Annotated in this window: 25 protein-coding genes; 16 read left to right on the forward strand and 9 right to left on the reverse strand. The window is 62.1% G+C overall.

Annotated features, from left to right (window positions below):
* Nucleotides 1-22 precede the first annotated feature (22 nt).
* Genes ACFWXH_RS28395 through ACFWXH_RS28405 form a run of 3 tightly spaced genes read right to left on the reverse strand, consistent with a single transcriptional unit; the run spans nucleotide 23 to nucleotide 3,971 of the window.
* The gene (locus tag ACFWXH_RS28395) at nucleotides 23-1,075 is read right to left on the reverse strand and encodes a GNAT family N-acetyltransferase (RefSeq protein WP_379124789.1); all 1,053 of its coding nucleotides are present in this window, start codon (nucleotides 1,073-1,075) and stop codon (nucleotides 23-25) included.
* Nucleotides 1,062-2,738 carry an oligosaccharide flippase family protein gene (locus ACFWXH_RS28400; RefSeq protein ID WP_379124790.1) on the reverse strand — a complete coding sequence of 559 codons (1,677 nt, stop codon included), beginning with the start codon at nucleotides 2,736-2,738 and terminating at the stop codon, nucleotides 1,062-1,064. The genes ACFWXH_RS28395 and ACFWXH_RS28400 overlap by 14 nt, the downstream gene beginning before the upstream one ends.
* Nucleotides 2,739-2,747: 9 nt before the next feature.
* Entirely contained in the window at nucleotides 2,748-3,971 is a 1,224-nt protein-coding gene (locus ACFWXH_RS28405; RefSeq protein ID WP_379124791.1) for a DegT/DnrJ/EryC1/StrS family aminotransferase, read from the reverse strand.
* Nucleotides 3,972-4,392: 421 nt separating this feature from the next.
* Between ACFWXH_RS28405 and ACFWXH_RS28410 the strand changes: the two genes are divergently transcribed.
* Nucleotides 4,393-5,433 carry an ABC transporter substrate-binding protein gene (locus tag ACFWXH_RS28410; RefSeq protein ID WP_379124792.1) on the forward strand — a complete coding sequence of 347 codons (1,041 nt, stop codon included), beginning with the start codon at nucleotides 4,393-4,395 and terminating at the stop codon, nucleotides 5,431-5,433.
* A gap of 93 nt (nucleotides 5,434-5,526) precedes the next feature.
* A complete protein-coding gene (locus ACFWXH_RS28415; RefSeq protein WP_379124793.1) occupies nucleotides 5,527-7,293 on the forward strand; it encodes an ABC transporter permease in 1,767 nt (588 codons plus the stop codon).
* Nucleotides 7,294-7,347: 54 nt separating this feature from the next.
* Here the strand turns inward: ACFWXH_RS28415 and ACFWXH_RS28420 are convergent, their stop codons facing one another.
* Nucleotides 7,348-8,667 carry an ABC transporter substrate-binding protein gene (locus ACFWXH_RS28420; RefSeq protein WP_379124794.1) on the reverse strand — a complete coding sequence of 440 codons (1,320 nt, stop codon included), beginning with the start codon at nucleotides 8,665-8,667 and terminating at the stop codon, nucleotides 7,348-7,350.
* Between the two features lie 77 nt (nucleotides 8,668-8,744).
* Between ACFWXH_RS28420 and ACFWXH_RS28425 the strand changes: the two genes are divergently transcribed.
* The gene (locus ACFWXH_RS28425) at nucleotides 8,745-9,179 is read left to right on the forward strand and encodes a YybH family protein (protein WP_379124795.1); all 435 of its coding nucleotides are present in this window, start codon (nucleotides 8,745-8,747) and stop codon (nucleotides 9,177-9,179) included.
* A 45-nt stretch (nucleotides 9,180-9,224) separates the two neighbouring features.
* Here ACFWXH_RS28425 and ACFWXH_RS28430 read toward each other — a convergent pair whose 3' ends face one another.
* From ACFWXH_RS28430 to ACFWXH_RS28450, 5 genes are all read right to left on the reverse strand, one after another.
* Entirely contained in the window at nucleotides 9,225-9,719 is a 495-nt protein-coding gene (locus tag ACFWXH_RS28430; RefSeq protein WP_379124796.1) for a hypothetical protein, read from the reverse strand.
* 132 nt (nucleotides 9,720-9,851) lie between these two features.
* On the reverse strand, nucleotides 9,852-10,430 hold the full coding sequence (locus tag ACFWXH_RS28435; protein WP_379124798.1) for a TetR/AcrR family transcriptional regulator: 579 nt from the start codon (nucleotides 10,428-10,430) through the stop codon (nucleotides 9,852-9,854).
* A gap of 98 nt (nucleotides 10,431-10,528) precedes the next feature.
* A complete protein-coding gene (locus ACFWXH_RS28440; RefSeq protein WP_379124799.1) occupies nucleotides 10,529-11,005 on the reverse strand; it encodes a DUF3224 domain-containing protein in 477 nt (158 codons plus the stop codon).
* A gap of 53 nt (nucleotides 11,006-11,058) precedes the next feature.
* Complete coding sequence (locus ACFWXH_RS28445) at nucleotides 11,059-12,621, reverse strand: GMC family oxidoreductase (RefSeq protein ID WP_379124802.1); 1,563 nt, start codon at nucleotides 12,619-12,621, stop codon at nucleotides 11,059-11,061.
* 147 nt (nucleotides 12,622-12,768) lie between these two features.
* A complete protein-coding gene (locus tag ACFWXH_RS28450; protein ID WP_379124803.1) occupies nucleotides 12,769-13,440 on the reverse strand; it encodes a GntR family transcriptional regulator in 672 nt (223 codons plus the stop codon).
* Between the two features lie 181 nt (nucleotides 13,441-13,621).
* Between ACFWXH_RS28450 and ACFWXH_RS28455 the strand changes: the two genes are divergently transcribed.
* From ACFWXH_RS28455 to ACFWXH_RS28515, 13 genes are all read left to right on the forward strand, one after another.
* Nucleotides 13,622-14,458 (forward strand): alpha/beta fold hydrolase, encoded by an 837-nt coding sequence (locus ACFWXH_RS28455; protein WP_054313433.1) that lies wholly within the window; start codon nucleotides 13,622-13,624, stop codon nucleotides 14,456-14,458.
* Nucleotides 14,459-14,476: 18 nt separating this feature from the next.
* Nucleotides 14,477-15,241 (forward strand): ABC transporter permease, encoded by a 765-nt coding sequence (locus ACFWXH_RS28460; protein WP_379124804.1) that lies wholly within the window; start codon nucleotides 14,477-14,479, stop codon nucleotides 15,239-15,241.
* A gap of 46 nt (nucleotides 15,242-15,287) precedes the next feature.
* Entirely contained in the window at nucleotides 15,288-16,016 is a 729-nt protein-coding gene (locus tag ACFWXH_RS28465) for an ABC transporter permease (RefSeq protein WP_379124805.1), read from the forward strand.
* 34 nt (nucleotides 16,017-16,050) lie between these two features.
* On the forward strand, nucleotides 16,051-16,818 hold the full coding sequence (locus tag ACFWXH_RS28470; protein WP_379124807.1) for an ABC transporter ATP-binding protein: 768 nt from the start codon (nucleotides 16,051-16,053) through the stop codon (nucleotides 16,816-16,818).
* Nucleotides 16,819-16,925: 107 nt separating this feature from the next.
* Nucleotides 16,926-17,780 carry an ABC transporter substrate-binding protein gene (locus ACFWXH_RS28475; protein ID WP_379124809.1) on the forward strand — a complete coding sequence of 285 codons (855 nt, stop codon included), beginning with the start codon at nucleotides 16,926-16,928 and terminating at the stop codon, nucleotides 17,778-17,780.
* A 64-nt stretch (nucleotides 17,781-17,844) separates the two neighbouring features.
* Nucleotides 17,845-18,984, forward strand: coding sequence for an FAD-dependent oxidoreductase (locus ACFWXH_RS28480; RefSeq protein WP_379124810.1), 1,140 nt, complete (start codon nucleotides 17,845-17,847; stop codon nucleotides 18,982-18,984).
* Between the two features lie 63 nt (nucleotides 18,985-19,047).
* Nucleotides 19,048-19,638 (forward strand): amino acid synthesis family protein, encoded by a 591-nt coding sequence (locus ACFWXH_RS28485; protein WP_379124811.1) that lies wholly within the window; start codon nucleotides 19,048-19,050, stop codon nucleotides 19,636-19,638.
* An 84-nt stretch (nucleotides 19,639-19,722) separates the two neighbouring features.
* Nucleotides 19,723-20,181 carry a YbhB/YbcL family Raf kinase inhibitor-like protein gene (locus tag ACFWXH_RS28490; protein ID WP_129411166.1) on the forward strand — a complete coding sequence of 153 codons (459 nt, stop codon included), beginning with the start codon at nucleotides 19,723-19,725 and terminating at the stop codon, nucleotides 20,179-20,181.
* A gap of 75 nt (nucleotides 20,182-20,256) precedes the next feature.
* Complete coding sequence (locus tag ACFWXH_RS28495) at nucleotides 20,257-20,979, forward strand: class II aldolase/adducin family protein (RefSeq protein WP_129411165.1); 723 nt, start codon at nucleotides 20,257-20,259, stop codon at nucleotides 20,977-20,979.
* A 110-nt stretch (nucleotides 20,980-21,089) separates the two neighbouring features.
* Nucleotides 21,090-22,724 carry a GMC family oxidoreductase gene (locus ACFWXH_RS28500; RefSeq protein ID WP_379124812.1) on the forward strand — a complete coding sequence of 545 codons (1,635 nt, stop codon included), beginning with the start codon at nucleotides 21,090-21,092 and terminating at the stop codon, nucleotides 22,722-22,724.
* Nucleotides 22,724-23,653 carry a 5-formyl-3-hydroxy-2-methylpyridine 4-carboxylate 5-dehydrogenase gene (fhmpcd1, locus tag ACFWXH_RS28505; protein WP_379124813.1) on the forward strand — a complete coding sequence of 310 codons (930 nt, stop codon included), beginning with the start codon at nucleotides 22,724-22,726 and terminating at the stop codon, nucleotides 23,651-23,653. The genes ACFWXH_RS28500 and fhmpcd1 overlap by 1 nt, the downstream gene beginning before the upstream one ends.
* A gap of 58 nt (nucleotides 23,654-23,711) precedes the next feature.
* On the forward strand, nucleotides 23,712-24,542 hold the full coding sequence (locus ACFWXH_RS28510; RefSeq protein ID WP_054313444.1) for an ABC transporter ATP-binding protein: 831 nt from the start codon (nucleotides 23,712-23,714) through the stop codon (nucleotides 24,540-24,542).
* The gene (locus ACFWXH_RS28515; protein WP_054313445.1) at nucleotides 24,539-25,348 is read left to right on the forward strand and encodes an ABC transporter permease; all 810 of its coding nucleotides are present in this window, start codon (nucleotides 24,539-24,541) and stop codon (nucleotides 25,346-25,348) included. Before ACFWXH_RS28510 ends, ACFWXH_RS28515 begins: the two co-directional genes overlap by 4 nt.
* Nucleotides 25,349-25,361: the final 13 nt, after the last annotated feature.

A 25,361-nucleotide genomic window follows, 5' to 3' on the forward strand; every position in this document is an offset into this window, starting at 1 on the left:
CGAACAGCTTCACGCAGCGAAATCATAGAAGTCCGAACCGATAGAGTGCGCTGACGGCGCGTGGGCGAAAGATCGCACCGTACCGCCCGGTCACAGCCTCACCCCAACTCTGCTTGTAGTCTTGCCCGGAACCGAGATCGAACTGGCGATGCCCAGCGCTTGCCGCCCATTTGATCGATGCCTCCATGATGCGGACACCGACCCAAAAACGGTCATACTCGGGGTCGCGGACGATGCATTGGCCGAGCGCGACGCCGTCCTTGCACATCAGGACGACGCCGGCCGAGCGCCGATTGCCGTCGAGCAGGTGCAGGGTGCGGAATTGGATCGGGCTGTCGGCACTCTGCTGTTTTACGAAGGCGCGCCAAAACCGCAGGCGATCCTCGGTGGCGACGGTCTCCCCGGCGTCGGCGCCTTCCCACGTGCGTTCCCACTGGGCGCAGGACCATTCCAGGTCGCCCACGTCGTCGACGCGAAGCCGCATGAACTCATCGCAACGTTTGCAGGCCTTGCGTACATTCTTGCGGTGGTTGCGGCTCCAGCGCGCCTCATAGTCGCCCCGCAGGTCGACGCGGTAGTTGTCCGAGGACCAGTGGCATCGCGGATTGAGATCCACGACGCTCTTGTCGAGCCCCGCCTCGACCCGCACCTCGACGCCCAATGCGTGCAGCGCCCGGCCAAGGGCGGCTGGAGAGGACGCCGGCGCGATCACGCCTGGAAGCGCCTGATAGGTGACGGGCTCCCAGTATCGGCGGCGGCGGCGCAGGGAGATGAGCGCGGTCGGTCGGCCGTTCTCCGTGGCCAGGGCGTGGCGCTTTCGGACGCTCGTGGGTTGGGTGAGCTCACGATAGAGGTCTCGCGTGCAGCCGGGAATGGCCGGCAGGGCGTCCAGGGCCTGGTCGAGGGTCGGGTTCCAGGCATCGAACCAGGCGATGTGGACGCCCCGCGTCGTCAAGCGGGTGACGATGCGGGCAGCGGAGATCACGGCGGGCGCGGCGACATGGCCCAGCGCACGCTCGAAACCCGAGCCGGCGACGTTTGTGCCGGCGGAATCTATGGCATCAGAGTGACTCATCACCGATTCCCCTGCCTTCCTTGCTTGTCGGCCATCCAGGCGATCGTTCGAAGAGGCGGCCGGAGCGTCCCTTGACCACAGACCAAACAGATTGCACGCCACCCAGACGGCCCATGGTATTGATTTCGCTGTCTGCACGGCCCGGCGCAGGCGCCTGTCCCGGTTCGGTGGCTTCACCCAGGAAACGCCGGATGGAGGCGAGGGGGGCGTGCAGGCGCGCGGGCGCCAAGGCCTGGGCCCTGCCCAGCAGATAGGCCAGTTCGGCGGCGAAGGGATGATGGGTCCAGCCCATGGCCAGGAACCAGAACACGCCGCCAAGTCCGCCGCCCAGGAAAGCCTGCAAGATCGATATGTTCATGTCGAAGCCGTTTAGCCCGATGACGACGAGCGGGCCGAGCGCCGTGGCCAGGGTGACGGCAACGCTGGGCACCAGCGCGCGCAGATATTCGCCGACGCTCAGTTTCAGCCGATGCATCAGGAACCAGAGGCCAACGCCCACCTGGATCGGCGTGGTGGCGAAGATCGAGAGCGCCAGGACGAAGGGGCCATGCTGGGCCGCCAGGATCATGATCAGGCTGGTGATCGGCAGGGAGATGATCCAGGCCTTGGCCGTGTCGCGGATCCCGCCGGCAGCCACCAGGGCCGGGAACATCAGGGGTACGGGGAAGTAGAGCATGGTGGCCGCCGCCATCACCTGCACCAACGGGATGGTGGTGCCCCATTGCGGCCCCAGCATGGTGTGCACCAGGGGATAGGCGAAGAGGATGACCATCGCCAGGCCCGGCCAGTGGAATGCGGTCAGGCTGGCGGCGGCCTTGAGATAGGGGTCCTTGAGAGGACGACCCGTGCGCGCATGGGCGGCGAACCCCGGCAGGGCCACGGCCGAGATGGCCGATATGACCAGGCGGCTGGGCATCTCCGTGACCTGCTGGCCTCGGCTGTAGAGGCCGACATCGGTGCTGCCGCTGGCCCGGCCTAGCACGAAGGTCGGGATGACCGCGCCCAGGGCGGTCAGGAGGCCGGTCGCGGTGTTGAAGCCGCCGAAGGCCAGAATCTCGCGCCATTTGGTGAACTCGATCCGGAAGATGGACAGATCCGGGCGCATGAGGATGGCGAAGACGAAGGTGGAGAGCGGATAGCTCAGCGAGCCCCAGGCGAAGCTCATATAGCCGACGCCCATCATCACCAGGCCGGTGGTGGTGATGTTGCCGACCAGCGCCGAGCCCAGGTTGATGGCCGCGATGTTCCAGAACTTCAGGTCGCGTCGAAGCAGAGCCACGATCGGCGAGCCGATGCTGGCGAACAGATAGCCGAACGCCACGGTGCGGACGAAGTTCTCCAGACGCGGTTCGTGGGCGAAGTCGGCGTAGAGGCCCGCCGTCGCGACGAAGGCGGTCGTCAGCACGATGGCGACCGCCAGCATCATGGTGAAGGAGGTGCGTATTTCCTGCTTCGAGAGGTTTTCGGCGCTAACGATGTAGTTGGTGACACCGAAATCCCGCAGACCCTCGGCGAGCGCGATGAGGCTGGCGCCAAGGAAGGCAGCGCCGATTTCGTCGGGCGCCAAAAGCCGCGACGAAACGTAGAGCGTCGTGAAATTGAGGATGAGGGTGGCGTATTTCTCGAAATAGACCGCGACCACCGCGCGTCGAACGCTCGCCATTCCTATCGCTCACTTTCGATAAGACCGGCCCCTGTGCGGGACCGCCACCATATCTCGCCCTGAATCCCAGAGTTGGAGTCTTGGGCCGTGGATTTTGAACCGAGTGGCTTCGATCAGGGTCGAGGCGACCTTCTGTTGATCCTCGTCGGTCATCTGGGGATAGAGCGGAAGGACGATGGCATGATCCTGGGCTGCCTCCGACTCCGGCAGGGACATGCGCAGGGGTTGGGAGGCATAGACGGCCTCGCGGTGGGCGCACATGATACCGCGCCGGGTGGCGATACCAGCATCCAGCATGGCCTGCATGACGGTGCGCTGGTCGGCGGAATCCGGCAGACGGACGCAGAAGCTCTGCCAATTGGTGCGCGCGTAGGACGGTTCGCGGACCAGGCCCAGCCACTGCGCTCCGCCGAGCAATTCGGCGTAGCGGGCGGCCAGCGAACGGCGGCGGGCCACGATGCCGGGCAGGCGCTTGAGCTGCTCGCGGCCGACGGCAGCCTGGATGTCGGTCATCCGATAGTTGTAGCCGAGAACCGGGTGGGTCTCGAAGATCACCTGGGCCGAGCCATGGCGGACCGTGTCGGGCACGCTCATGCCGTGCTGGCGCAGCAGCTTGAACTTGGCGGCCCAGTCGGCGTGCCTGGTGGTCAACATACCGCCGTCGCCGGTGCTCATGATCTTGCGCGGGTGGAAGGAGAAGCACGCCACGTCGCCATGCACCTTGCCGACCTTCTCCCACTGGCCGTCCCAGAGGATCTCGCTGCCGCTGGCGCAGGCCGCGTCCTCGATCACGGGCAGGCCCTTGGCCTTGGCAATGTCGACCACTGCGGCCATGTCGCAGGGCAGGCCCATCTGGTGGACGACCAGGATCGCGCTGGTCTTGGCCGAAAGCGCCTGCTCGATCAGGGCCGGGTCGATGTTGTAGGTGGCCGGATCGATGTCGACGAAAATCGGGATCGCGCCGCAATAAGCCACCGAATTGGCCGTGGCGATATAGGAGTGGCTGACCGTGACCACTTCGTCGCCGGGCTTCACCCCGGCTGCCAGCAGGGCCAGGTGCAGGGCCGTGGTGCAGTTCGAGACGGCCACGGCGTGCGGCGCTCCCGTGAAGGTGGCGAACTCCGTCTCGAAGGCCGCGACCTCGGGGCCTTGCGTGACCCAGCCGGACAGGATGACGCGGCGTGCCGCGTCGGCCTCGGCCTCATCCATCGTGGGCTTGATGATCGGAATCATGTCAGGGTGCTCAGCTGAACGGAAGTTCTACCTCGGCGCCAGAAGTTGCGATTGTCGTATCACGATAAGACCGGTCGCTCACCTTGGCCGAATGTGGGTGGCCGGCGATACGGATACCGCTTTCGGTCAGCGGACAGGTCACCCAAGCGTGATGCTGGTTTCGAACCCGTGAGGCGGGATCCGGTAGATGACATGTGCCTTCAGTGCCTTTCTGCTTAGCTCCTCGCTTTGATCGCGCTTGAGGAGAACTCAAGCAGTCCATTCGTTTAGTCGTTTGACGGACTCCCTGCCCAAGATCAGGGTTTTCCCTGCCGCTTGAGGGGCGGACAGGCATGGCCATCGCATTGCGATCGTGGGCAAGTGCCGCGCGTCTCGAACGCGCCGGCGCAAGGCGAGGTCGCGTCGAAAATGGGAGAACGGAATGTTGCAGGCGAAATTATGGGTGGCGGCAATCATCGCCGCGCTGTCTTTTTCATGTGCTGGGGGTGCGCGGGCCGAATCCGACCCGGCACTGATTGAAGCGGCCAAGGCGGAAGGCACCGTTACCTGGGCGAGCGGCCTCATCGTCAACCAGGCCGTCCGGCCGGTGGCCGCCGCCTTCGAGAAGAAATACGGCATCCGCGTCGAGATCGCCAATGCCGACAATCTTCTGTTGCGAATGACCAACGAGGCAAGCGCCGGCAAGCCGACCATCGATATTTTCGACAATGCCGGCGATACCATCTCGGCCATGCGTGAGGCCGATCTGATCGTTCCCTATGCCTCTCCGGAAACGGCCCGATATCGGCCGGAACACAAGGACGCCGAGAATTACTGGGCCTCGTGCTGTGTGTTCTTCTACACGGTGGCGGTCAACACCGACATGGTGAAGCCCGAGGACGAGCCCAAAAGCTATGAAGACCTGCTCGATCCGAAATGGAAGGACAAGATGGTCTGGCAAAACAACGAGAATTTTGCCGGTCCTCCGAGCTTCATCGGTGCGCGGCTGATCTCGATGGGCGAGGAGGCCGGCATGACCTATCTCGAAAAATTGTCGAAGCAGAACATCACCCGCGTTCCCGGCAATGCGCGCAAGGCTCTCGACCAGGTCATTCTCGGTCAATACCCCTTGGCGATAACGGCGCTCAACCATCACGTCGTCATCAGTGCCGACCAGGGAGCGCCGATCAAATGGCTGAAGATCGGACCCGTGGCCAGTACCGCAGAAACTGTGGGTCTGGTGAAGGGCGCGGCACATCCGAACGCCGCGAAATTGCTCTTCGACTATCTGCTGTCGACGGAAGGGCAGAATGTGCTGCGCGAAGCCAACTACCTGCCAGCCGATCCGAACGTGCAGGCTAAAGTACCGGAGTTGAAACCCGAACAGGGTGGCTTCACGGCGGTCCCGATCCTGCCTTCGATGAACCAGGACTCGCTGCCGAAATGGCTGGAAATCTACAAGCGGCTGTTCGTCGCCGGCTAGTTCTTCTTGAAATCGCAACGGAGCCGCGGAAGCGGCTCCGTAACCAGATTTGGCGAGGAACGGCAGATGCGGGCATTCGGATGAGGCGCGACGATGAGTGATGACATCATGGCGGCGCGGCCGCTCGGCAAGCCCCCGGCCGGGAACTTGTCCGACATCCTCAAACCACTTCGGGCGAAACCGATCTCCGTTATAAGCAGCATGATGATCGCGGTCATGACGGTGCTGATGCTGCCGCCTCTGCTCATCCTGCTGCGCAACAGCCTGACGGTGGCCAATCCCGACGGCTCGCGCGGCGCTTTCACCTTCGAGAACTATTCCCGCATTTTGTCGCAGCCGGACCTTTACGTCAGCGCCTGGAACACGGTTCAGTTCGCCGGGCTGTCGACAGTCATGGTGCTGATTATCGGCGCCTTCCTGGCCTGGCTTATCGAGCGGACCAATGCGCCGTTCAAGGGGCTCGCATACCTTGCCACCATCATATCGCTGGGCACGCCGTTCATCCTCTACACCGCTGCCTGGCTTTACGTGCTCGGAAGGGCAGGGCCGGTAAACGATCTCTATCGGACCCTGACCGGCCGAGCCGATCTGCTGTTCGACGTCCATACGATCTGGGGCATGGCGTTGATCGAGACCTTCGTCTGGATGCCGTTGGTCTTCCTGATGTTCTCCGCCGCGTTTCGCGCCGCGAACGCAGAAATGGAGGAAGCCGCCCGGATGAGCGGCGCATCGGTGTTCGCCATGTTCTGGCGGGTTTCGATACCCTTGGTGTGGCCGGCGATGGCAGCGGTTGCGATGTTTGTGTTCATCAACACGCTCCAAGCTTTCGATGTGCCGATCCTCGTCGGGGTTCCGAGCAACATCAACGTTCTGAGCAGCGACATCTATTTCGCTATACGCGAGGTGCCGCCGAGGCTCGACCAGGCCAGCGCCTTTTCCATATTGCTGATCCTGGCGATCTCATGTCTGATGGTCTGGTATGGTCGCCTGTCACGCAATGCCGACCGGTTCGCCAGCGTGACCGGCAAGGGGTACCGGCCACGTCCGATCGATCTGGGTCGCCTGCGCTGGCTCGGCGGTGCGTTCATCCTGATCGATTTTTTCGTCGTTCTGCTGGTGCCGATCGCGGCGCTGATATGGATAGCCGCCACGCCGTTCATGGCGCCAATGCGGTGGTCGAACCTGAAGCTGCTGACGATGAAGAACTTCTCGGCGGTTTTCGAGGAGACCTCCTATCTCGAATATGCGACCAACACGATCACCATCGCAGCCGTGGCGGCCTGCGTAGCGGTTTTCCTGACGACCATCGTCGGGTGGCTGACGGCGCGCCGAGCCCCTGGCAGCACCATACTCGACCAGCTCAGCACCGTGCCGATGCTGTTTCCCGGCATCGTGATGGGCGCGGCGGTCATGCAGATCGGGCTGCAGGTGCCGTTCGCGATCTACGGCACGATCTGGCTGCTGGCCTTTGCCTTTGTGATCCGCGCGGTGCCGTTCAGCCTGCGCTATACCTATACCGGCGTGCTGCAGATCCATCGCGAGCTCGAGGAGGCGGCGGCCATCTCGGGAGCCTCACCGCTCCAGCTCATTCGCCGCATCGTCGTGCCGCTGCTGTCGCCAGCCATCGTCTCGGCCTGGCTTTTCGTCTTCCTCAGCGTCGGCAAGGAGCTGGCCATTTCCGTTCTGCTATCAGGGCCACGTTCGCAGACGATTGCAGTTGCAATGTTCGACAAGGCCACAAACGGCCAAGAAGGAGAGCTGGCGGCTTTCGGGCTGGTCTGGGCTGGTCTGATGACCTTCGTTGCCGGAGTTGCTTACGTCTTCATACGACGCAATTCGGGGGCGGCATTCGGCAGATAAGATCCGTTTGGGTGATGGCGGAAATGATCCCGTCGCCGCCGGAGAAAGGGCATCTTAGTTTTTCGTCTCTGCGGTCATCGGACACTCGGGTGCCTTCTGATCCGCGTGGTCCTCGAACACTTTCTGCTTGATCGCGGTCGTATAGGAGCCGTCCGGCGACTGCTCCGCCTGCACAAGGTAGTAGTCCTGGATGGGGAAATGGTTGGTGTTGTAGCGGAAGTTGCCACGCGTCGAGGTGAAGTTCGCAGCCTGCAGAGCTTGTCGAAGCCTGTCTTTGTCGGCGAGCCCGGCCTTGGCCACTGCTGAGTCGATCAACAGCGCGGCATCATAGGCCTGTGCGGCGAAGGCGGACGGGGTATGACCGTATCTGGCTTTAAACAGGCGAACAAATTCGAGGTTCGCTTTGACGTCGAGGTCAGGCGCCCATTGCGAGGCGCTATAGAGCCCGGCGGCTGCTTGTTGCGTGGCCGGCAGCGTGGTCTCGTCGACAGTCCAGACTGAGAGGAATGGAAGGTTTTCAGCCATTCCCGATTGCTTGAACTGGCGTACCAGGGTGACGCCCATGCTGCCCGGCATGAAGACCAGCAACGCATCGGGATTCAAAGTGCGTATGCGCGACAGCTCCGACGCAAAATCGAGCTGGCCGACCGTGACGAACATTTCCTCCAGAACCTCGCCGCGATAGTGCCGTCGGAAGCCTTCGACCGCGTCGCGGCCAGCCTGATAGTTGGGCACCATCATAACGATCCGCTTATGGCCTGCGTCTTGCGCATGCTTGCCCATGGTCTCCGGGATCTGGTTGTTTTCGGAGGACGTGGAGAAGAAGAAGGGGCTGCATTTGCTGCCGGCATAGACCGAAGTACCGGCGTTGACACCGATCATGAAGGTCTCGCTTTCTACAATCTGGTGGAAGACCGCCTGCAGGATGTTGGACGCGATCATTCCAACCACGAAATGCACCTTGTCGCTCTCGACGAATTTTTGCGCATGGCCAACCGCCAGTTCCGGCTTCAGGGAATCGTCCTCGACAATCACTTCTGTCTGCAACCCGCCCAGTTTACCGCCGCGCTGCTCGACGGCAAGGAGGAAGCCGTCCCGGGCGTCCTGGCTGATCGATCCCATTGGTCCGGTCAGCGAGGCCATGAAACCGATCTTCAATGTTTCCGAGAAGGCTGGTTCCGCGAGTGCCAACGCCATCGCGACGCCAGCAAGCAGTGTCTTGATCATAATATCCTCCCGTGATCGTGCGTGTTGCCCTCCCGTCCGGGTAGTCCGCGGCCATCGCTGCCGGTGGCGTTCATGGCCAGGCGGAAAAATGCCAAAGGGGAGCGGACAGCGCAGGCTCGATTCTTGCTGTTGTGGACCTTCAGCCAAAGCGCAGTGTGAGGCCGCCGTTGGTATTGTCGGAATCCTATGCCGTGTTTCGTCCTTGGGGCGTTACGAACAGGGAGATGACGATGACCAAGTCAGCAAGGAACGTGCGCTCGATGATGGACGAACGACGCATCAAATCGATGATAACGGATTGGGCCAAATCCATTGAACGCCAGGATCGTCAGGGCGTACTCGCGGGCCATTCGAGCGACGTCGTGATGATCGACTTTCCCAACACGGTTCGAGGCATCGATGCCTATGCGAAGACGTGGGACTTTTTCGACGATTCTCGGCGGGGACCTGTGACGTTCGAGCCACATGGGATCGAAGTCACTGCCGGCGACTCCGTGGCATTCGCGTTCTGCGACATCCATTGTGATGGCACCACAGCTGGGCCGCTTGACCTTCGTCTGACGGTCGGCTTCGTCAAGAGCGGCCACGATTGGATCATTACCCACGAGCACCATTCGGTGCCAACCGAAGACGACGTCTTGATCGGGCCGGACGTCTGACTGTTCCACGCAACTGCGTGACTGCCGGCGTCGCTCGCAGTGGCACTACGGCCGATTTACAGCAGTCTTGCTTTGTCTTGCCAGGTAGACGATCTGGGCCGTCAGGCCAATCACGAGAATGGCCAGCAGCCCACCCTGGGCGCCGAGAAGCAGCGGCGATTTCAGGTCGGTCACTAGGGGGTGGCCGTCCGGAACGCGGCGCAGGATCTCGGTAACGGTCGGCACCATCAAAAGAAACGCGCTCAGGCTCAGACAGACAGTTTCGACATATCTGGCTATGCGCGTCGGACCCAGGATGCGTTCGACCCCGTAACCTGCAAGCACGAGCAGGACGGTCAAGGCGCCGATGATGTAGCTGACCGGCTGATGTGCCACGAGGAAGGCCGTTGCGGCGCCGATAAGCATGCAGACGAAATAGACGGCGCCTGGCGCGGATTTGGGAACGATCCGGCCGTGGCGGGCAAACATGTAAAACGCCACGGGAATGGCTGGCAGGCTGCCGAGCGTATGGACCCAGCCGAGCGGAGAAATTCCGAACATGAGAGATTGCCTTTCTTGTCAAAGGGGGAGCAGGCAGACAGCCGGTGACATATCCGCGAGAACAGCTCGGCTATCTACTAGTTGGTAGGTATTTTGGTCATGCGTATACGTTCTTGGCGAAGCCTCCAATTTTCAGGCAGCGATGCGACCCAGCAAGGGATGGGTTATTGCGCCGAAGGTCCTGGCATCGCCATAGGCGCGCGCCGAAAGCATCGCGCCGTGCACGGTCGCCATGAACATTTCAGCTTCCGCCCTTGCAGTCCCGGTCAGGGTGAGGCGGCCTTGTGCGGCGCCGCGCTCCAGGACGGAGGCAAGCCAGTCCGAGAGTCCTCGAAAATGCGCGCGCACCTCAAGAACGACCGCTTCGGGGAGAACCGGAATCTCACTGGCGAGCAAGGCGCAGACGCAGAAAGGGTGGGTCGCGTCAGCGATGCAGCCCTCCCAATAGCCGACATAAGCGCGAAGCTGTTCGAGCGGATCGGAGACATTTCGTTCCAGTTCGGCGATCCCGGCGGCAGCTTCTTCGCGGTACTGTGCGACGAGTTTACGGACCAGGTCCGATTTGCTGGGAAAATGGTGGTGAATGCTCGCATTGCGGATGCCGACCACGCTGGAGATATCGGCATAGCTGAAACTGTTGTAGCCGCCCTTGATGATCAGGGAGCGGGCGCAGCTGAGAATTTCATCGGCCTTGGTCTGCGAGTTTTGCATAGCTGTGTCTACCAACTAGTAGGTAGACTGTCAACTCAAGGCGATCTTGCCATTATCGGTGTTTGCGAAACCACAAATTTCTAACGGCGACATGGGCATCATACGAACCAATAGTCCAAGGTTGCGTCAGAGCCTTTACCAAAATCACCTTCAAAGCGGCCTTCGCCGCGCAGTCCGGAGAGATCGCCATTTCCCGAGCCGGGAACGACGAACCAGGTCGCCTTGATCCTGCCGCCCTTGATGGTCTCGGAACCTTGCAGCACGAACGAACCCCGGCGCCGGCCCAGTGTTCCGCGAACCCGTTGCAGACTGACCATGCTGGCGGACTTGTCGTCACGCAGGACCTGCAACGCGCGAACCTCGGACTCTGCTTCGATGTCTCCGGTGAATGTCTCCGTCAACGCGATCTCGAACAACGCCGGGTTCGAGCCTTCATCAAAAGGCTTGGCTTCGGATCTCGTAACGACGACAGTTGCTACCGCGCGCGTGGTCGAGCGTGTGTCCTTCATATCCGGCTCCGTTTGTTGGGCCTCGGGCGGCACGACAGCGTCACGCTCCCGCGCAGCCCAGAGCATGTGACTCCAACGTATTCGGTTTGCGCCTGTTCCCGGCATCGATCCGAAGGCACTCAGCCTTCTGCGGTCATGCCCTTGGCGAAGGTTTCGGCGATCGCCAGAACGGCGGCATGGATCGGTCCTGCGGTCAGGCTGGGCATGACCGAAGCGTCGACGACGAAAAGATTGTCGAGCGCCTTGAGCCGCAGGTCTGCATCGACGGGGGCGTTGGCGTCCCGACCCATCCTGCAGGTGCCGCAGGGGTGATGGTGGGTGATGACCGCCTGCGCGATGAAGTCATCGATGCCGGCCTTGTCCTTGAAGGACACTGGCAGGAGCTCACGCTCGCGCCATTCGGCGAGTTCGTCGTGGTGGCCGATCTCTCTTGCCGCCGCGAGAGCCTGGCGGAACAAGTCACGATCCTGCCCGGTCTGCAGATAGGCGGGATCGATGATCAATCGGTCTGCGAGCTCCGGCCCGCTTATGCGCAGGCTGCCGCGGCTGGTCGGATGAGTGATGCCGAACAGCAGCGAATAGGCCGTGCCGGCAGCTGGCGCCTGGAAACATTCGGACACGATCGGCGCGATGCCGCAACCGACGACGATTTCGGGTTGCCCGGTCGCGGTGAAGTCGCCGGCCCGCATGTAGGCCATCGATTCCGAATGCTGGAGGCGTGACGGTGCAACGGGCTTGCGGGCCGCGTAAAGGTTCCCGGCTCCCAGCAGGTGATCCTGGAGGTTGCGGCCGATTTCCGGCAGATCGACCAGGCAACCAACGCCCGCGGCAGCGAGAACACCGTGCGGACCGATGCCCGATCGCATCAGCAAAGCCGGGCTTTCCAGCGCGCCGGCGCACAGAACTACCTGATCTGCAAAGACTTGCTCAAGGGTGCCTTGCGGCCCAACGACTTCAAGGCTGCGTACTCGATTGCCGCCGTCCAGGGCGAGCCGCCGCACCCGGGTTCCCGTCAGGACGGTCAGATTTGCGCGGCTTCGGACAGCCGGCGTCAGCCAGGCATCGGCTACCGTGACCCGCCGCCCGTCGCGAATGTTCAGCGAGTTCGGGGTGACGCCGATCATCTGTCCGCTGTTGTGGCCTTGGAGGCGCGGCAGGCCGAGCGAAGCGCCGGCTTCGATGAAGGCGCGCGCCACCGGACTGACTTCGTCCGACGGCAGATGAACGGGCATCGGTCCGCCCTTGCCGTAAAGGCCATTGCCGCCGAGCGGATGATCCTCGATGGCCTGAAACGCGGGCAGCAGTCCGTCCCAGCCCCATCGGCGATCGCCGGTCGCGTCGACCCACGCCTGGAAGTCCGAAGGATGGCCGCGCATGTAGCCCATCGCGTGCAGGCAACTCGAACCGCCGATCAGCCGCCCGCGCGCCCAGTGATGTACCCGGTCCGCGGTCCCGGCTTGTGGCTCCGTCCGATAGTCCCAATCGTAACTGCGGCCCTGAAGCACCGGCCAGGCGGCGGGGTTCCAGATATCGGGGTCGTTCGCCTCTTCGCCCGCCTCAATCAGCAGGACGCGACGGGCCGGCTGCTCGCTCAAACGCGCTGCAAGCAACGCGCCGGCCGAGCCACCACCGACGATGATGACATCGGCATTCCGTTCGCACTCGATTGTCGCCTTGGTCATCACAACTCCATTGCGCGTGCCGGCTTCGGTAGCCGGCATGTCCGGCGCCGACAGCAAGGCCCCGGCGCGCTGATCTGCGTTCGGTGGATTCCGAAACGTGATGAAGGATTTCGGGACCTCGGGCGGGCAGCTCTCCCTTCCCGGAATTCAGGCCCCGTTTTCCATGGATATCTTCGCGGCCGCTTTTGCCTTCAAAAGGTGCTTCTTCGAGGCTTTACGGGCGGCTTTCTCGTCGCCGGCGGCAATGGATTCATAAATATCCCTCATCTCCACCAGGCTGCTTTGCGCTCTCCCATCCAATGACATCGACCGTCCGCGAAAGAAGCTGATCCTGGCGACCAGACCACGATGGACCTCCTCCAGGATGGGATTGCCGCAATTCGCCAATATGATCGAATAGAAGTCCGCGGCGGTCATGACTTGCGCCAGGCCGTCATGGCTGGCTGCGGCCTGTTCGAAGGCGAGAAGAGATTTTTCGAGCTCACGCAGCTGTTCCGCGGGAATTCTTAGCGCGCATCGCCCCGCCGCCTCGACTTCCAGCAGCTCTCGAACCTCGTAGATGGCGGTTGCTTCCTCCCACGAAAGTGCGGGTATCGCCGGTCCGCGGTTGGGTACGATCTCGATCAGGCGTTCGGCCTCGAGACTGCGCAGTGCCTCCCTCAGCGAGGGGCGGCTGACGCCGAGCTGCGCGCACAACTGGCTCTCGATCAGACGGCTTCCGGGCTGGAACAGTCCGGACAGGATGGCGAGCCGTAACTTGTCGACCGTCTCCTGCTGAACTGTCCGTGGAGAAATCCGCAAATTCAGATCTGCCGACATTGATTACGTCTCTTGGGCTCAGGGTCACGATCGGACGCATCATATGCGACGTCGCACATATTGGACAGCAGGAATAGTCAGATTGTCAATTGTCAAGATTGCAAGAATGTCAGACAATCTGGTTGACGGCCTTTGGCTAATATGATCCTCTTGAGAAAGACAGGCCGCAAGAACAAGGGTCATAAACATGGCGGCGGATATGCTTTCAAATCAGCTGAATTCGCGGCGCATCGATACGGGCCGCATCGCGTTGAATGTACGCGAGATGGGTCACGGCCCGTTGATGCTGTTCTTCCACGGCATCACTTCCAACTCCGCGGTTTTCGAACCGTTGATGGCGCGGCTGTCGGACCGCTTCACGACCATCGCTGTCGACCAGCGGGGACATGGCCTCAGCGACAAGCCGGAAAGCGGCTACGAGGCGACTGACTACGCGGACGATATTGCCAGCCTGATACGCACACTCGACCAGGGCCCTGCCGTCCTCGTCGGACATTCGCTCGGCGCCAGGAATTCCGTCACGGTCGCCGCGCGAAATCCGGACCTGGTGCGATCGGTCATCGCGATCGACTTCACGCCCTACATCGAGAGCGAGGTGCTGGACGCGCTGGAGGCAAGGGTGAATGGGGGAGATCGGCTTTTCGAGGATGTCAAAGCCGTCGAAGCCTATCTGGCCGCACGCTATCCCAACATTCCCGCGGACGCCATCAGGATCAGGGCCGAAAGCGGCTATCAGCGGGTCGACGGCGGGCTGCGTCCGTTGGCGTCGCCCTCAGCCATGGCCCAGACCGCCAAGGGGCTGCGGGCAGACCTGACGCAGACCTATCGGGATGTGGCGAAACCCGTCCTCATCGTCCGCGGCGAACAAAGCAAGCTGGTCTCAGCGGCGGCGCTGGCAAAGACGAGCCGGCTGCGGCCCGACCTGCCCGTGGTCGTCGTCCCGGACGCCGACCATTACGTCAACGAGGTCTCGCCCGAGATCACGCTGAAAGCCATCACCAATTTCATCGATGCCTGACGACAGCTGAGAGAGCTTTTGCGTACGATCGCGATCATCAAGGGTATGGCTGGTTTCCTGGCTGCTATTGCAGTCTGGGAACTGGTTCGCGCGACGGGAACGATCGATTCAAGATCGTTGCCCGGCATTGGTGCGATCTTGCAGTCGATGATCTCCGGCCTCGCAACTTCGGACGATCTGATGCCGTCGGTGCTGGCTACCCTGCGAACCTGGTCGATGGGGCTGGTCATTGCCTCCATCCTGGGAACTGTTGTCGGCGTGGCGCTGGCGCTCTCTCCGCTCGTGGAGACCGTTACGAGGCCGATCGTCGAGTTCCTTCGGCCGGTTCCCTCGGTGGCCCTGATCCCGGTCGCGCTCCTTGTCCTGGGCATCGGACTTCCGATGCAATTGTTCATGATCGTCTTTGCGGCGATCTGGTCGGTCATCTTTTCCGCTAAGGCCGGCGTGGAGGGTGTCGACCCCAGACAATTGGAAACTGGACGCGTGTTCGGCCTGTCGCGATTGGCGAGCATTTGGCGCATCGTGCTTCCGGCGGCGCTGCCGAATATCGCGACGGGTATCAGGACGGCGTCGGCGATTGCGCTCGTCCTTACGATCACCGTTGAGATGCTGGTCGGTCGTCCGGGGATCGGCTCCTTCCTTGAAAACGTGCGGTTGAATGGCCTCGTCACGGAAATGTGGAGCGCGATCGTTCTGACTGGAATTGTCGGCTACCTGGTGAACGGCTTCTTCTTGATGCTCGAAAAGCGTCTCATTCCGTGGAGCGCCGAACATCATGCCTAGGTCATGGGGAACCAGCGCGTTGTTATGGCAGCTATGCCTGATAGGCATGCTTCTCGCTGCCTGGCAGGTCTCGGCGACATTGTGGCCGGCCCCTTACCTGCCGAAGCTGCAGACCGTTCTCGCGAGCTTCCTGAATTTCTTTCACGGCAATCTGTTGTTTTCGGCTGTGCTGCCCAGTCTCTACAGATTTGCGATCGGGTTCGGCATCGCCGTCCTCCTGGGAAGCTTCATAGGCTTGACGCTTGGCTATCTGCGCGGCCTGAATGAGTGGGTTCGCCCCATCCTTGAATATCTGCGCTTCCTGCCAACGGTTGCCATTCTTCCCGCTGCGCTGCTGCTTTTCGGCGCCACCGATGGAATGCGTATCTTTGTCATCGCCTTCGGATCGATATTCCCGGTCATCCTCGCCGCCATGGATGGAGCCCGCCGTGTCGATCAGGTTCTGATTGATGTCGCCAGAGTCAACGGACTGACGGTCCCTCAGCGCATCTTCAGGGTAATCCCGCCGGCGGTGCTGCCTGCGATATTTGCCGGCATCCGGATCGCTCTCAGCATTGCGCTCGTGATGATGGTGATTTCGGAATTGATCGCCGCCAACGATGGTCTTGGCCACTTCATTCTGCGCAGCCAGAGGCTGTTCCAGACCGCGAACGTGTACGCAGGCGTATTGTTGCTGGGCGCGATTGGCTTCGTCCTGACCGCGTGCATGCTGGCGATCGAGGGGCGCTTCCTGGCCTGGTACAAGGGATGGCGAGGAGCTGCCGATGCGATCTGATCGTGCGTTCCGGTCATCTTCGGAGGACGTCGCGGTGCCCTCGATCCTCGCTGTCGAGAGTATTTCCAAGAGCTATGGATCGGCCCCCGTCCTTGATGGCCTGAAATTCGAACAGAGGCCCGGCGAATTCCTATCCATAGTCGGCCCATCCGGATGCGGAAAATCAACCCTGCTCAGATGCATCGCCTCCTTGATGCAGCCCAACTCGGGTTCGGTCCGACACAAGGGAAATACATTTGCCGAACCGCCCAGTTGGCTCTCGATCGTCTTCCAGGACTACAGCCGCGCGCTGTTCCCCTGGCTGACTGTTCGTCAAAACGTGGCTTTCGGCCTGCACCATATCGGTTCACGGGAGAGGGATGAACGCGTTCAGGCTGCAGTTCAGGCGGTTAATCTAACGCACGCGATTGATCTCTATCCGTGGCAGCTTTCCGGCGGGATGCAGCAACGGTGCTCGCTGGCGCGATCCATTGTCGTGCGCCCGGAACTGCTGCTTCTCGATGAGCCGTTCGCATCCGTCGACGCTCAAACCAGAATCGATCTGCAGGACCTTGTCATCGACCTTTCGCGCCGGATGAACCTTTCAACGCTGCTCGTCACGCACGACGTCGAAGAAGCAGTCTACATGTCCGACCGCATCGTCGTTCTCTCAACCCGTCCAGCGCGAGTGGTCGAGGAGATTACAGTCGACCTTCCATATCCGAGGGATCAACTCGCGACGAAAGAGACGCCGGACTTCTTGCAGCTCAGGCATCAGGTTTACACGCTGATCCGGGCTCAGGCCAAGTCGAACAACAACTGATACAGGGGGCTACGAAGGTGGGATTTGTCAGATCTACTGTCTTTGCGTTGGCAGCCACGATTGGTCTTGCCGCGATATCTGCCCAATCGCCGGCATTTGCGCAGGAGATGACCAAGCTTCGCGTCGGTTACCTGCCCATCGGCGTCTACAGCTATTTTTGGCGCGCCCGCGACGCCGGCTATTTCAAAGAGGAGAACATCGAGATCGAATTGGTCCCGATGGCGGGCGGCGGTCAGATCATTCCGGCTCTCCAGTCGGGCAGCCTCGAATTTGGCATCTCGGATGCTCTGGGTGTCCTGAACGCGCGCAACGGCGGAATCCCCGTCACCTATGTCTCGTTCAATTTCCAGCAGACGGCCGACAATCCCGTCCACGCAGTGCTGACGATGGATCCGAATATCAAGTCGGGTGCAGATCTGGCTGGCAAGGATGTCGCGACAAATCTGAGCTACAACACCGACTGGACCATGATGCGCGAGTGGCTGCGCCAGCAGAAGGTTGATGTCGACAGCATCACCTTCAAGGAAATCCCGTTTCCAGACATGCTGGCCGCGCTTCGCAGCAAGACGATTGCGGCAGTCGGCGCAACCGAACCGTTCGTCACACTGGGTGAAGCAGAGGGCGCACACGTCATCGGCCATTATTTCACCGATGTGAAATCGCCGATCGTTCTGTCCGGCGTCACGGCCATGTTGCCCTATGTCCAGGAGAATCCCGAAATCGTGAAGCGGTTCGTACGAGCCATCAATCGCGCGATCGATGATTTCCAGGATCCGGCGATCGTGCGCGAAACGATTGCGGCCAACACCAAGATACCCGCGTCAGTCGTGTCGAAGATGAATATTGGCGAGTGGAAGAAGGATGCGCCGCCGGAGTCCATTCAGTTCTGGATCGACGCCGCCAAGAAGGAAGGCATCCTCACGGACGCTGTCGACCTCAACGATATCATCTGGAAGCCGTAACGAGCCGTTTGGATGCACCGGACGACCCGTATCTTCATCTCGAACAGAAATAGCGGATAAGGCAATGCCCAATGTAAACAACACTCCAGGCAAGACGCGCCGTGCCGAGGTCGCCGGCGGCGGCTTCGCCGGCCTGACGGCTGCCATTGCTCTGCGGCAGAACGGCTGGGATGTCAGGCTGCACGAAAAGAGCTCCGAGCTCAGGGCCTTCGGTGCAGGCATCTATCTCTGGCACAATGGTCTCCGCGTCCTCGAAGGACTGGGCGCGCTCGATGAGGTTCTCCAGGGCTCGCACACGCCGCCGACCTACGAGACGTGGATGCACAACAAGTCCGTCTCCAAGGAGACGTTCAACGGGCTGCCTTGGCGCATCATGACCCGGAGCCATCTGCATGACGCGCTGGTCAACCGCGCCCGCGCGGTCGGTGTCGACATTCGTGCCAATTCAGAGGCGGTCGCCGCCGACCCGGCCGGCCGTCTGACCCTCCAGACCGGTGAGGTCCTCGAAGCCGACCTGATCGTCGGCGCCGACGGCGTCGGTTCCAAGGTCAGGGACTCCATCGGCTTCAAGCAGGATCGCTGGATATCGAAGGACGGCCTCATCCGGTTGATCGTCCCGCGCATGAAGAAGGAACTCGGCCATGGCGAGTGGGACAACACCATCGACATGTGGAACTTCTGGCCGCGCGTCCAGCGCATCCTCTATTCGCCCTGCAACGAGAATGAGCTCTATCTCGGCCTGATGGCTCCAGCCGCCGATCCGCGCGGATCGGCAGTACCGATCGACCTCGAAGTGTGGGTCGAGATGTTCCCCTTCCTGGAGCCGTGCCTGATCGAGGCGGCGAAGCTGAAGACCGCCCGCTACGACAAATACGAGACGACCAAGCTGGATAGCTGGACGAGAGGCAAGGTCGCCCTTGTCGGTGATGCCGCCCATGCGATGTGTCCGGCTCTTGCCCAGGGCGCCGGTTGCGCGATGGTCAATTCCTTCAGCCTGTCGCAGGACATGGAAGCCGGTTCTTCGGTCGAAGATGCGCTCGTCACATGGGAGAAGCGCATTCGCCCGATCACCGATCGCTGCCAGGCGCTGTCCGGTGAGTACGCGGCCAACCGCTCGCTCTCGAACGGGAACATGTTCACGCCGGCAGCCCTGGAAGCAGCGCGTTACGACCCGCTGCGCCGCGTCTTCTCATGGCCGCAATGATTTCGACCCGGCCCAACAGATCAATTGGTGCGGCAGAAGCTGTGCTCTCCTCGGGAGATTAGAATGGACCATTCATTGGAAGTTGAAAAAAACTACGACGTGCGAGGCTGGTATTCGACTGTCCATGAGATCCGGCATGACGGCGGGGAACCCGGCGACACGCTCATCAAGGTCGCGGTGGGCGTCGTCATTCGCAATCCTTTTGCCGGCAAATTTGTTGCCGACCTGTCCGACATCGTGAATCCCAGCGCGGCCATTGGCCATGCGCTCGGTGAACGGGCGGCGGCGCTGCTCGGCGACCGGCCGGTCAACAGCTATGGCAAGGGCGGCATCGCCGGAACGGCCGGCGAACAGGAACATGTCGTAGCCTGCATCACCACGCTGTTCGGAGATCCACTGCGTGAGCAGGTGGGCGGTGGCAGGGCCTGGATTTCGTCGGTCAGCAAGGTTGCCGCCGCCGGCACGGCCATCGACATCCCGCTCGCTCACAAGGACGAGCTCTACATCCGTTCCCATTACGACGCCGTCACCTTCTCCGTGCCGGATGGCCCGCGACCGGACGAGCTTCTGATCTGCGTCGCCGTCGCATCGGGGCCACGCGTGCATCAGCGTGTCGGCGGCAAAACCGTCGCCGACCTCGAGGCCACCGTCTAGAGCGTTTTCACGCAATTTCGAACGGAAAACCGCTGCACGCTTTTCCTGGAATTGCTCCAGTTCTACCGAACAAGGACACATTGCATGCCCCTGAACATCAAGGACCTGAAGATCACCTCGGCGGATTTCCATCCGCTCGGCAGGCTGCGCGACGAGCATGCCGGCGACAAGGGCAACGTGTTGCCCAGGCTGACCGTCAGCGGCGTCCCGGCAGGCGCGAAAGAACTCGCGGTCATCTGCCACGATCCGGATGCGCCGCTGGCCAATGGCTTCACCCACTGGGTCGTCTATGGCATCGATCCGTCGACCACCGATCTTTCCGACGCGCAGGAAAAGTTCCGCGTCGGCCCCAACGGCGCCGGCCACATGCAGTACTACGGACCGCAGCCGCCCGCTGGCCATGGCGAACATCACTACTATTTCTGGGTGTACGCCCTCGACACCAAGGTCGAAGGGACGCCCAACCGGGAGGAGTTCCTGCAGAAATATGCCGGCAACATCATCGAGCAGAACCGGATCGTCGGCATCTACGAAAACAGGTGAACAGCGCGACCCCGGCGATCGAAAACAACAATGACAAGAACGATCGCGGTCGCTGTGTAATGGGAGAATTCGAGAATGACAGACAGCAACGCCACGCGCCAGAAGGTCTTCCAGGAACTGGTCACGGCGACCAAGATCCTGCTGAACGAAGGCATCCTGGATACGTTCGGGCACATCAGTGCCCGTGACCCGGAGGATCCCCAAAGCTTCTTCCTCGCCCAGAAGCTCGCGCCGAGCCTGATAACGACCGGCGACATCCTGCGTTTCAATCTCGACGGCGAAACGTCCGACAATCGGCCGTCCTACCTGGAGCGCTACATTCATAGCGAAATCTACAAGGCGCGGCCGGACGTTCAGTGCGTGCTCCACAGCCATTCGCCGGCCGTGCTCCCCTATTGCTTTACCGACACGCCGCTGCGCCCGGTCACGCATATGGGGGCATTCATGGGCGAGGCTGTGCCTGTGTATGAGATCCGCGACAAGCAGGGTGACGAGACCGATCTCTTCGGTGGCGGCCACGACGTCTGCGCGGACATTGCCGAAAGCCTTGGCGACCAGACAGTGGTCCTCATGGCACGCCATGGCGTGGTGAACGTCGGCAGTTCTGTCCGCGAGGTCGTGTTCCGTGCTTTCTATCTCGAGCAGGAAGCAAAGGCGCTCACGACCGGACTCCAGATCGGCAAGGTCAAGTACCTGACGCCCGGCGAGGTGAAGACGGCAGGCGCGCTTGTCGGCAAACAGATCGACCGGGGATGGGATCACTGGTCGCAACGTCTCAAGGAAAAGGGCCTGGTCTAGCGCCAGCAGGTCTTTGAACATTCCCTGGAAGGAGTTCGGTCTCCGCCAGGTAGCGGGCCCCGATCCTGAAATTCTCCGGGGCCAGAGCGTCAGGCGAAAGCAGTAGAACCATGCCGCACGCAGAAAGCTACGACTACATCATCGTTGGGGCCGGATCGGCCGGTTGCGTGCTCGCCAACCGGCTGAGTGCCGATCCGCGATGTTCGGTGCTGCTGCTCGAAGCCGGCGGCTGGGATCGTGACCCGATGATCCACATCCCGCTCGGATGGGGCAAGATCCTGACCGAGCGGCGCCATGACTGGATGTATTTCTGCGAACCGGAAGACAATGTCGGCGGACGCCGTGTCGAGTGCGCGCGCGGCAAGGTCATCGGCGGGTCGTCCTCGACCAATGCCATGGCCTATGTCCGGGGCAACCGCGGAGACTATGATCGTTGGGCCGCCAGCGGACTGAGCGACTGGTCGTATGAGAAGGTCCTGCCTTATTTCCAGAAACAGGAAAGCTGGGAAAAGGGCGGCAGCCGCTTCCGGGGCGGCAGCGGCCCGCTCAGCACGCAGTTCTGCCGCTACAAGGACACGCTGATCGAAGCCTTTGCGCAGGCCAGCGTGCAGGCCGGCTATGCGCAGACCAGCGACTACAACGGCGAGCAGCAGGAGGGTTTCGGCCGCCTGCAGATGACGATCGCCAAAGGGCGGCGCAGCTCGGCTGCGTCCGCCTATCTGCGGCCGGCCCTGAAGCGGCCCAACCTGACAGTGCTGACCGAAGCGATGGCGACGAAGATCGTGCTGGAAGGCACGCGCGCCAAAGGGGTGACGATAAGGCATCGTGGCACCGAACGGACGGTCATCGCCCGCGGGGAGGTCCTGCTCTCGGGCGGCGTGATCAACACGCCGCAGTTGCTGATGCTGTCCGGCATCGGCGCCCCGGACGAACTGGCTGCACACGGCATCCAGACGCGGGTCGACCTGCCTTCGGTCGGCAAGAACCTGCAGGATCATGTTTCGGTCATCCTGATGTACCGGCGCAGGACCCCGGGCCCGTTCCTGCACAAAATGCGCGCCGACCGGATCGGCTTCGATTTCCTCAAGACCTATCTGACGGGAAGCGGTTTCTCGGGCGATGTGCCCGGTGGTGTCGTGGCATTCCTGAAAAGCGGCCCCGAGCGGCCGCTGCCGGATGTGCAGTTGCTGTTCACCGCGGCCCCGCTTGCCGCATGGCCATATTTCAAGCCGTTCAAGGCACCTTTCGCCGATGGCTTCGCGACGCGGATCGTGGCGACGCAACCGGAAAGCCGGGGGGCCGTGAAACTGGCCTCGGCCGATCCTTCGGCCGCGCCGTTGATTCATCAGAACTTCCTCGCCTCGCCGAAGGACTGGGAATCGCTGCGCGCCGGTTTCCGGGTGGCAAGGAACCTCGCGGCTCAACCCTCCATGCAGCCCTTCATCGAGGCCGAGTTCTTTCCCGGCCCGAAATGCCAGAGCGATGACGAGATCGACGAGCACATCCGCAAGACCTCCATCACCGTACATCATCCGGCCGGTACCTGCCGGATGGGTGTCGATGCGACATCGGTTGTCGACCCGGAACTGCGCCTCCGCGGCGTCGACGGCCTGCGCGTGGTGGATGCTTCTGTCATGCCCGACCTTGTCTGCGGCAACATCAATGCGGCGGTGATCATGATCGCCGAGAAGGCCGCCGACCTCATCGCGGCATCGAGAGCAGCAACGGAAAGCAGGGCAGCGTGATGATCCAACGTATCGCCATCATCGGTCTGGGCACGATGGGGCCGGGCATGGCCGCAAGGCTCGCCAGGGGCGGGCTGCAGGTGACCGCCTATGATGTCGCCCCGGCCGCCATCGAACGTGCACGCGCCATGATGGAAACGGCCGAGGGCGTTCTCGACGCGCTCGGCATTGCGGCACCGGCGGCAGGTGCCGGAAGCGTGCGCTTCACCAACGATATCGCCGATGCGGTATCCGGTGCCGACCTCGTCATCGAGAACGTTCCCGAAAACATCGCGATCAAGGCCGAGGTCTATCGCGCCATCGATGGCCTGATCGCGTCGGACACGATCGTGGCGTCGGACACGTCGGGCATCCCGATCACGCAGCTGCAGGCACATATCTCGCACCCAGAGCGCATGGTGGGCATGCACTGGTCGAACCCGCCGCACATCATTCCGATGATCGAGGTGATCGGCGGCGAGAAGACCGCGCCGCAGACCGTGGCGACCATTCGTGAGCTCATCCGTTCGATCGGCCTGTTGCCGGTTGTGGTGAAGAAGGACGTCCCGGGTTTTGTCGAGAACCGCGTGCTTTATGCACTGCTGCGCGAGGCGGTCGATCTCGTCGAGCGCGGTGTCATCGAGCCGGAAGACCTCGACACCTGCGTGTCCTGGGGCATCGGCTACAAGATCGCCGTCGTCGGTCCGATGGCGCTGCTCGATATGGCGGGCCTCGACATCTACAAGTCCGTCTCGTCCTTCCTGAACGCCGACCTTTCCAATCGTGGCGATGTCGCACCGATGGTGCTGGAGAAGACCGGCGCCGCGAAGCTCGGCATCAAGTCGGGCGAAGGCATGTTCTCCTACACACCCGAGCAGATAAAGGCGCTGCAGGCCGAGCGGGCACGCAAGCTCGTCGCGGTGCGACGCATCCTGGAAGGCCGGGAGTAGCCGATGGATTGCACCATGCAAACAAACGGCTGGATCGGAACGTACGGAGGTACAAGCCATGCGCATTGATACGATCCGGGCAGACGGCGGCAAGCCTGCCCACATCCGCCATGACGACCTCATCTCCGTCAAAGGCGTCTCGGTGGTCTATGCCCGGCAACTGGTGCTCCAGAACATCGACCTTTCGGTGCCGAAGGGATCCTTCGTCTCGCTGATCGGGCCCTCCGGCTGCGGCAAGAGCACCTTGCTCAAGGTGCTGGCCGGGCTGGTCGAGCCGACAAGCGGCAGCGTATCGATCGGCGGGCTTTCGCCGGTCGAGGCGGCGCGCAAGCGCATGATCGGCGTCGTCTTCCAGGATGCCAACCTGCTGCCATGGAAGAATGCCGTCGACAACGCCTCCATGCTGCTTTCCATCGCCGACAAGTCGCTTTCGCGCGCCGAGCTTCGGGCACGCGGACAGGAAATGCTGGAGCTGGTGGGGCTTGGCGATGCCGCCCACAAGCGGCCCAACGAATTGTCCGGTGGCATGCGGCAACGGGTGGCCATCGCCCGCGCCCTGGCACTCGATCCGGCGGTGCTTTTGATGGATGAGCCCTTCGGTGCGCTCGACGCCATCACCCGCGACTCGATGGGTCAGTCGCTGCTGGAGATATGGCAGCGCACCGGCAAGACGATCGTGCTCGTTACCCATTCGATCGACGAAGCCATCCACCTGTCGCGCCATGTCCACGCGCTGGGCATCAAGCCCGGACGCATCACCGGCAGCATCGACATCGGTTTGCCTTATCCGCGCGACCTGGCGGTAACGGAAGATCCGGAATTCGTCCGGCTGGTCGTGCAGTTGCGCACCATGCTGCGCGCCAGCCATCAACCGGGAGACGCGTCATGAGCGATCAACCCATCACGTCCGAACCTCGGTTGGCCTCCAGTTTTGCCGCCGCGACGAGCAGCTGGCTGCCGGCAGTCATCCTCCTGCTGGGCACGATCGTGGCCTGGGAAGCGATCGTGCGGATCTTCGCCATATCATCCTTCATCATCCCCGCTCCGTCGGAGATCGGGCGGTCGCTGGTCGCGCAATGGGGAACGCTGATGCAGGCCACGCTGGTCACCGCCGCGGAGATCCTGCTCGGCTTCGTCGTCTCGGTCGTGGTCGGCGTTGCCATCGCGCTGGTCATCGTGCGTTTCGACTGGCTGGGCCGGGCGCTCTATCCGCTGGTGGTGCTGTTCCAGAACGTGCCGAAGGTGGCACTGGCGCCGATCTTCATCCTCTGGTTCGGCTATGGGCTGGCCCCGAAGATCGGGCTTATCCTGGTCATCGCCTTCTTCCCGGTGACGCTGTCGATGCTGGCAGGCATGCAATCGGTGGACCGCTCGCTGCTGTCGCTGATGAATTCGGTCGGCGCCAGCCGCACGCAGATCCTGTTCAGGATCCGGGTTCCGCACTCGCTGCCGAACCTGATGGCGGGAACCAAGATCGCCGCGACGCTGAGCGTCATCGGCGCCATCGTCGGTGAATTCGCCGGCGCCTCGGACGGACTGGGCTACGTCATCCAGTTCGCCTCGACCCAGCTCGACACCGCACTGGTCTTCGCGGCGCTGCTGCTCGTCTCCGTGCTCGGCATCGCCTTCTACTACGCGGCCGAGATCCTCGAACGCATCGTGGTGCCGTGGGCACCGAAATTCAGCCATGCCTAAGGCTTTGGGCAGT

The organism is Mesorhizobium sp. NPDC059054 (assembly GCF_042739215.1).
GTDB lineage: Bacteria > Pseudomonadota > Alphaproteobacteria > Rhizobiales > Rhizobiaceae > Mesorhizobium.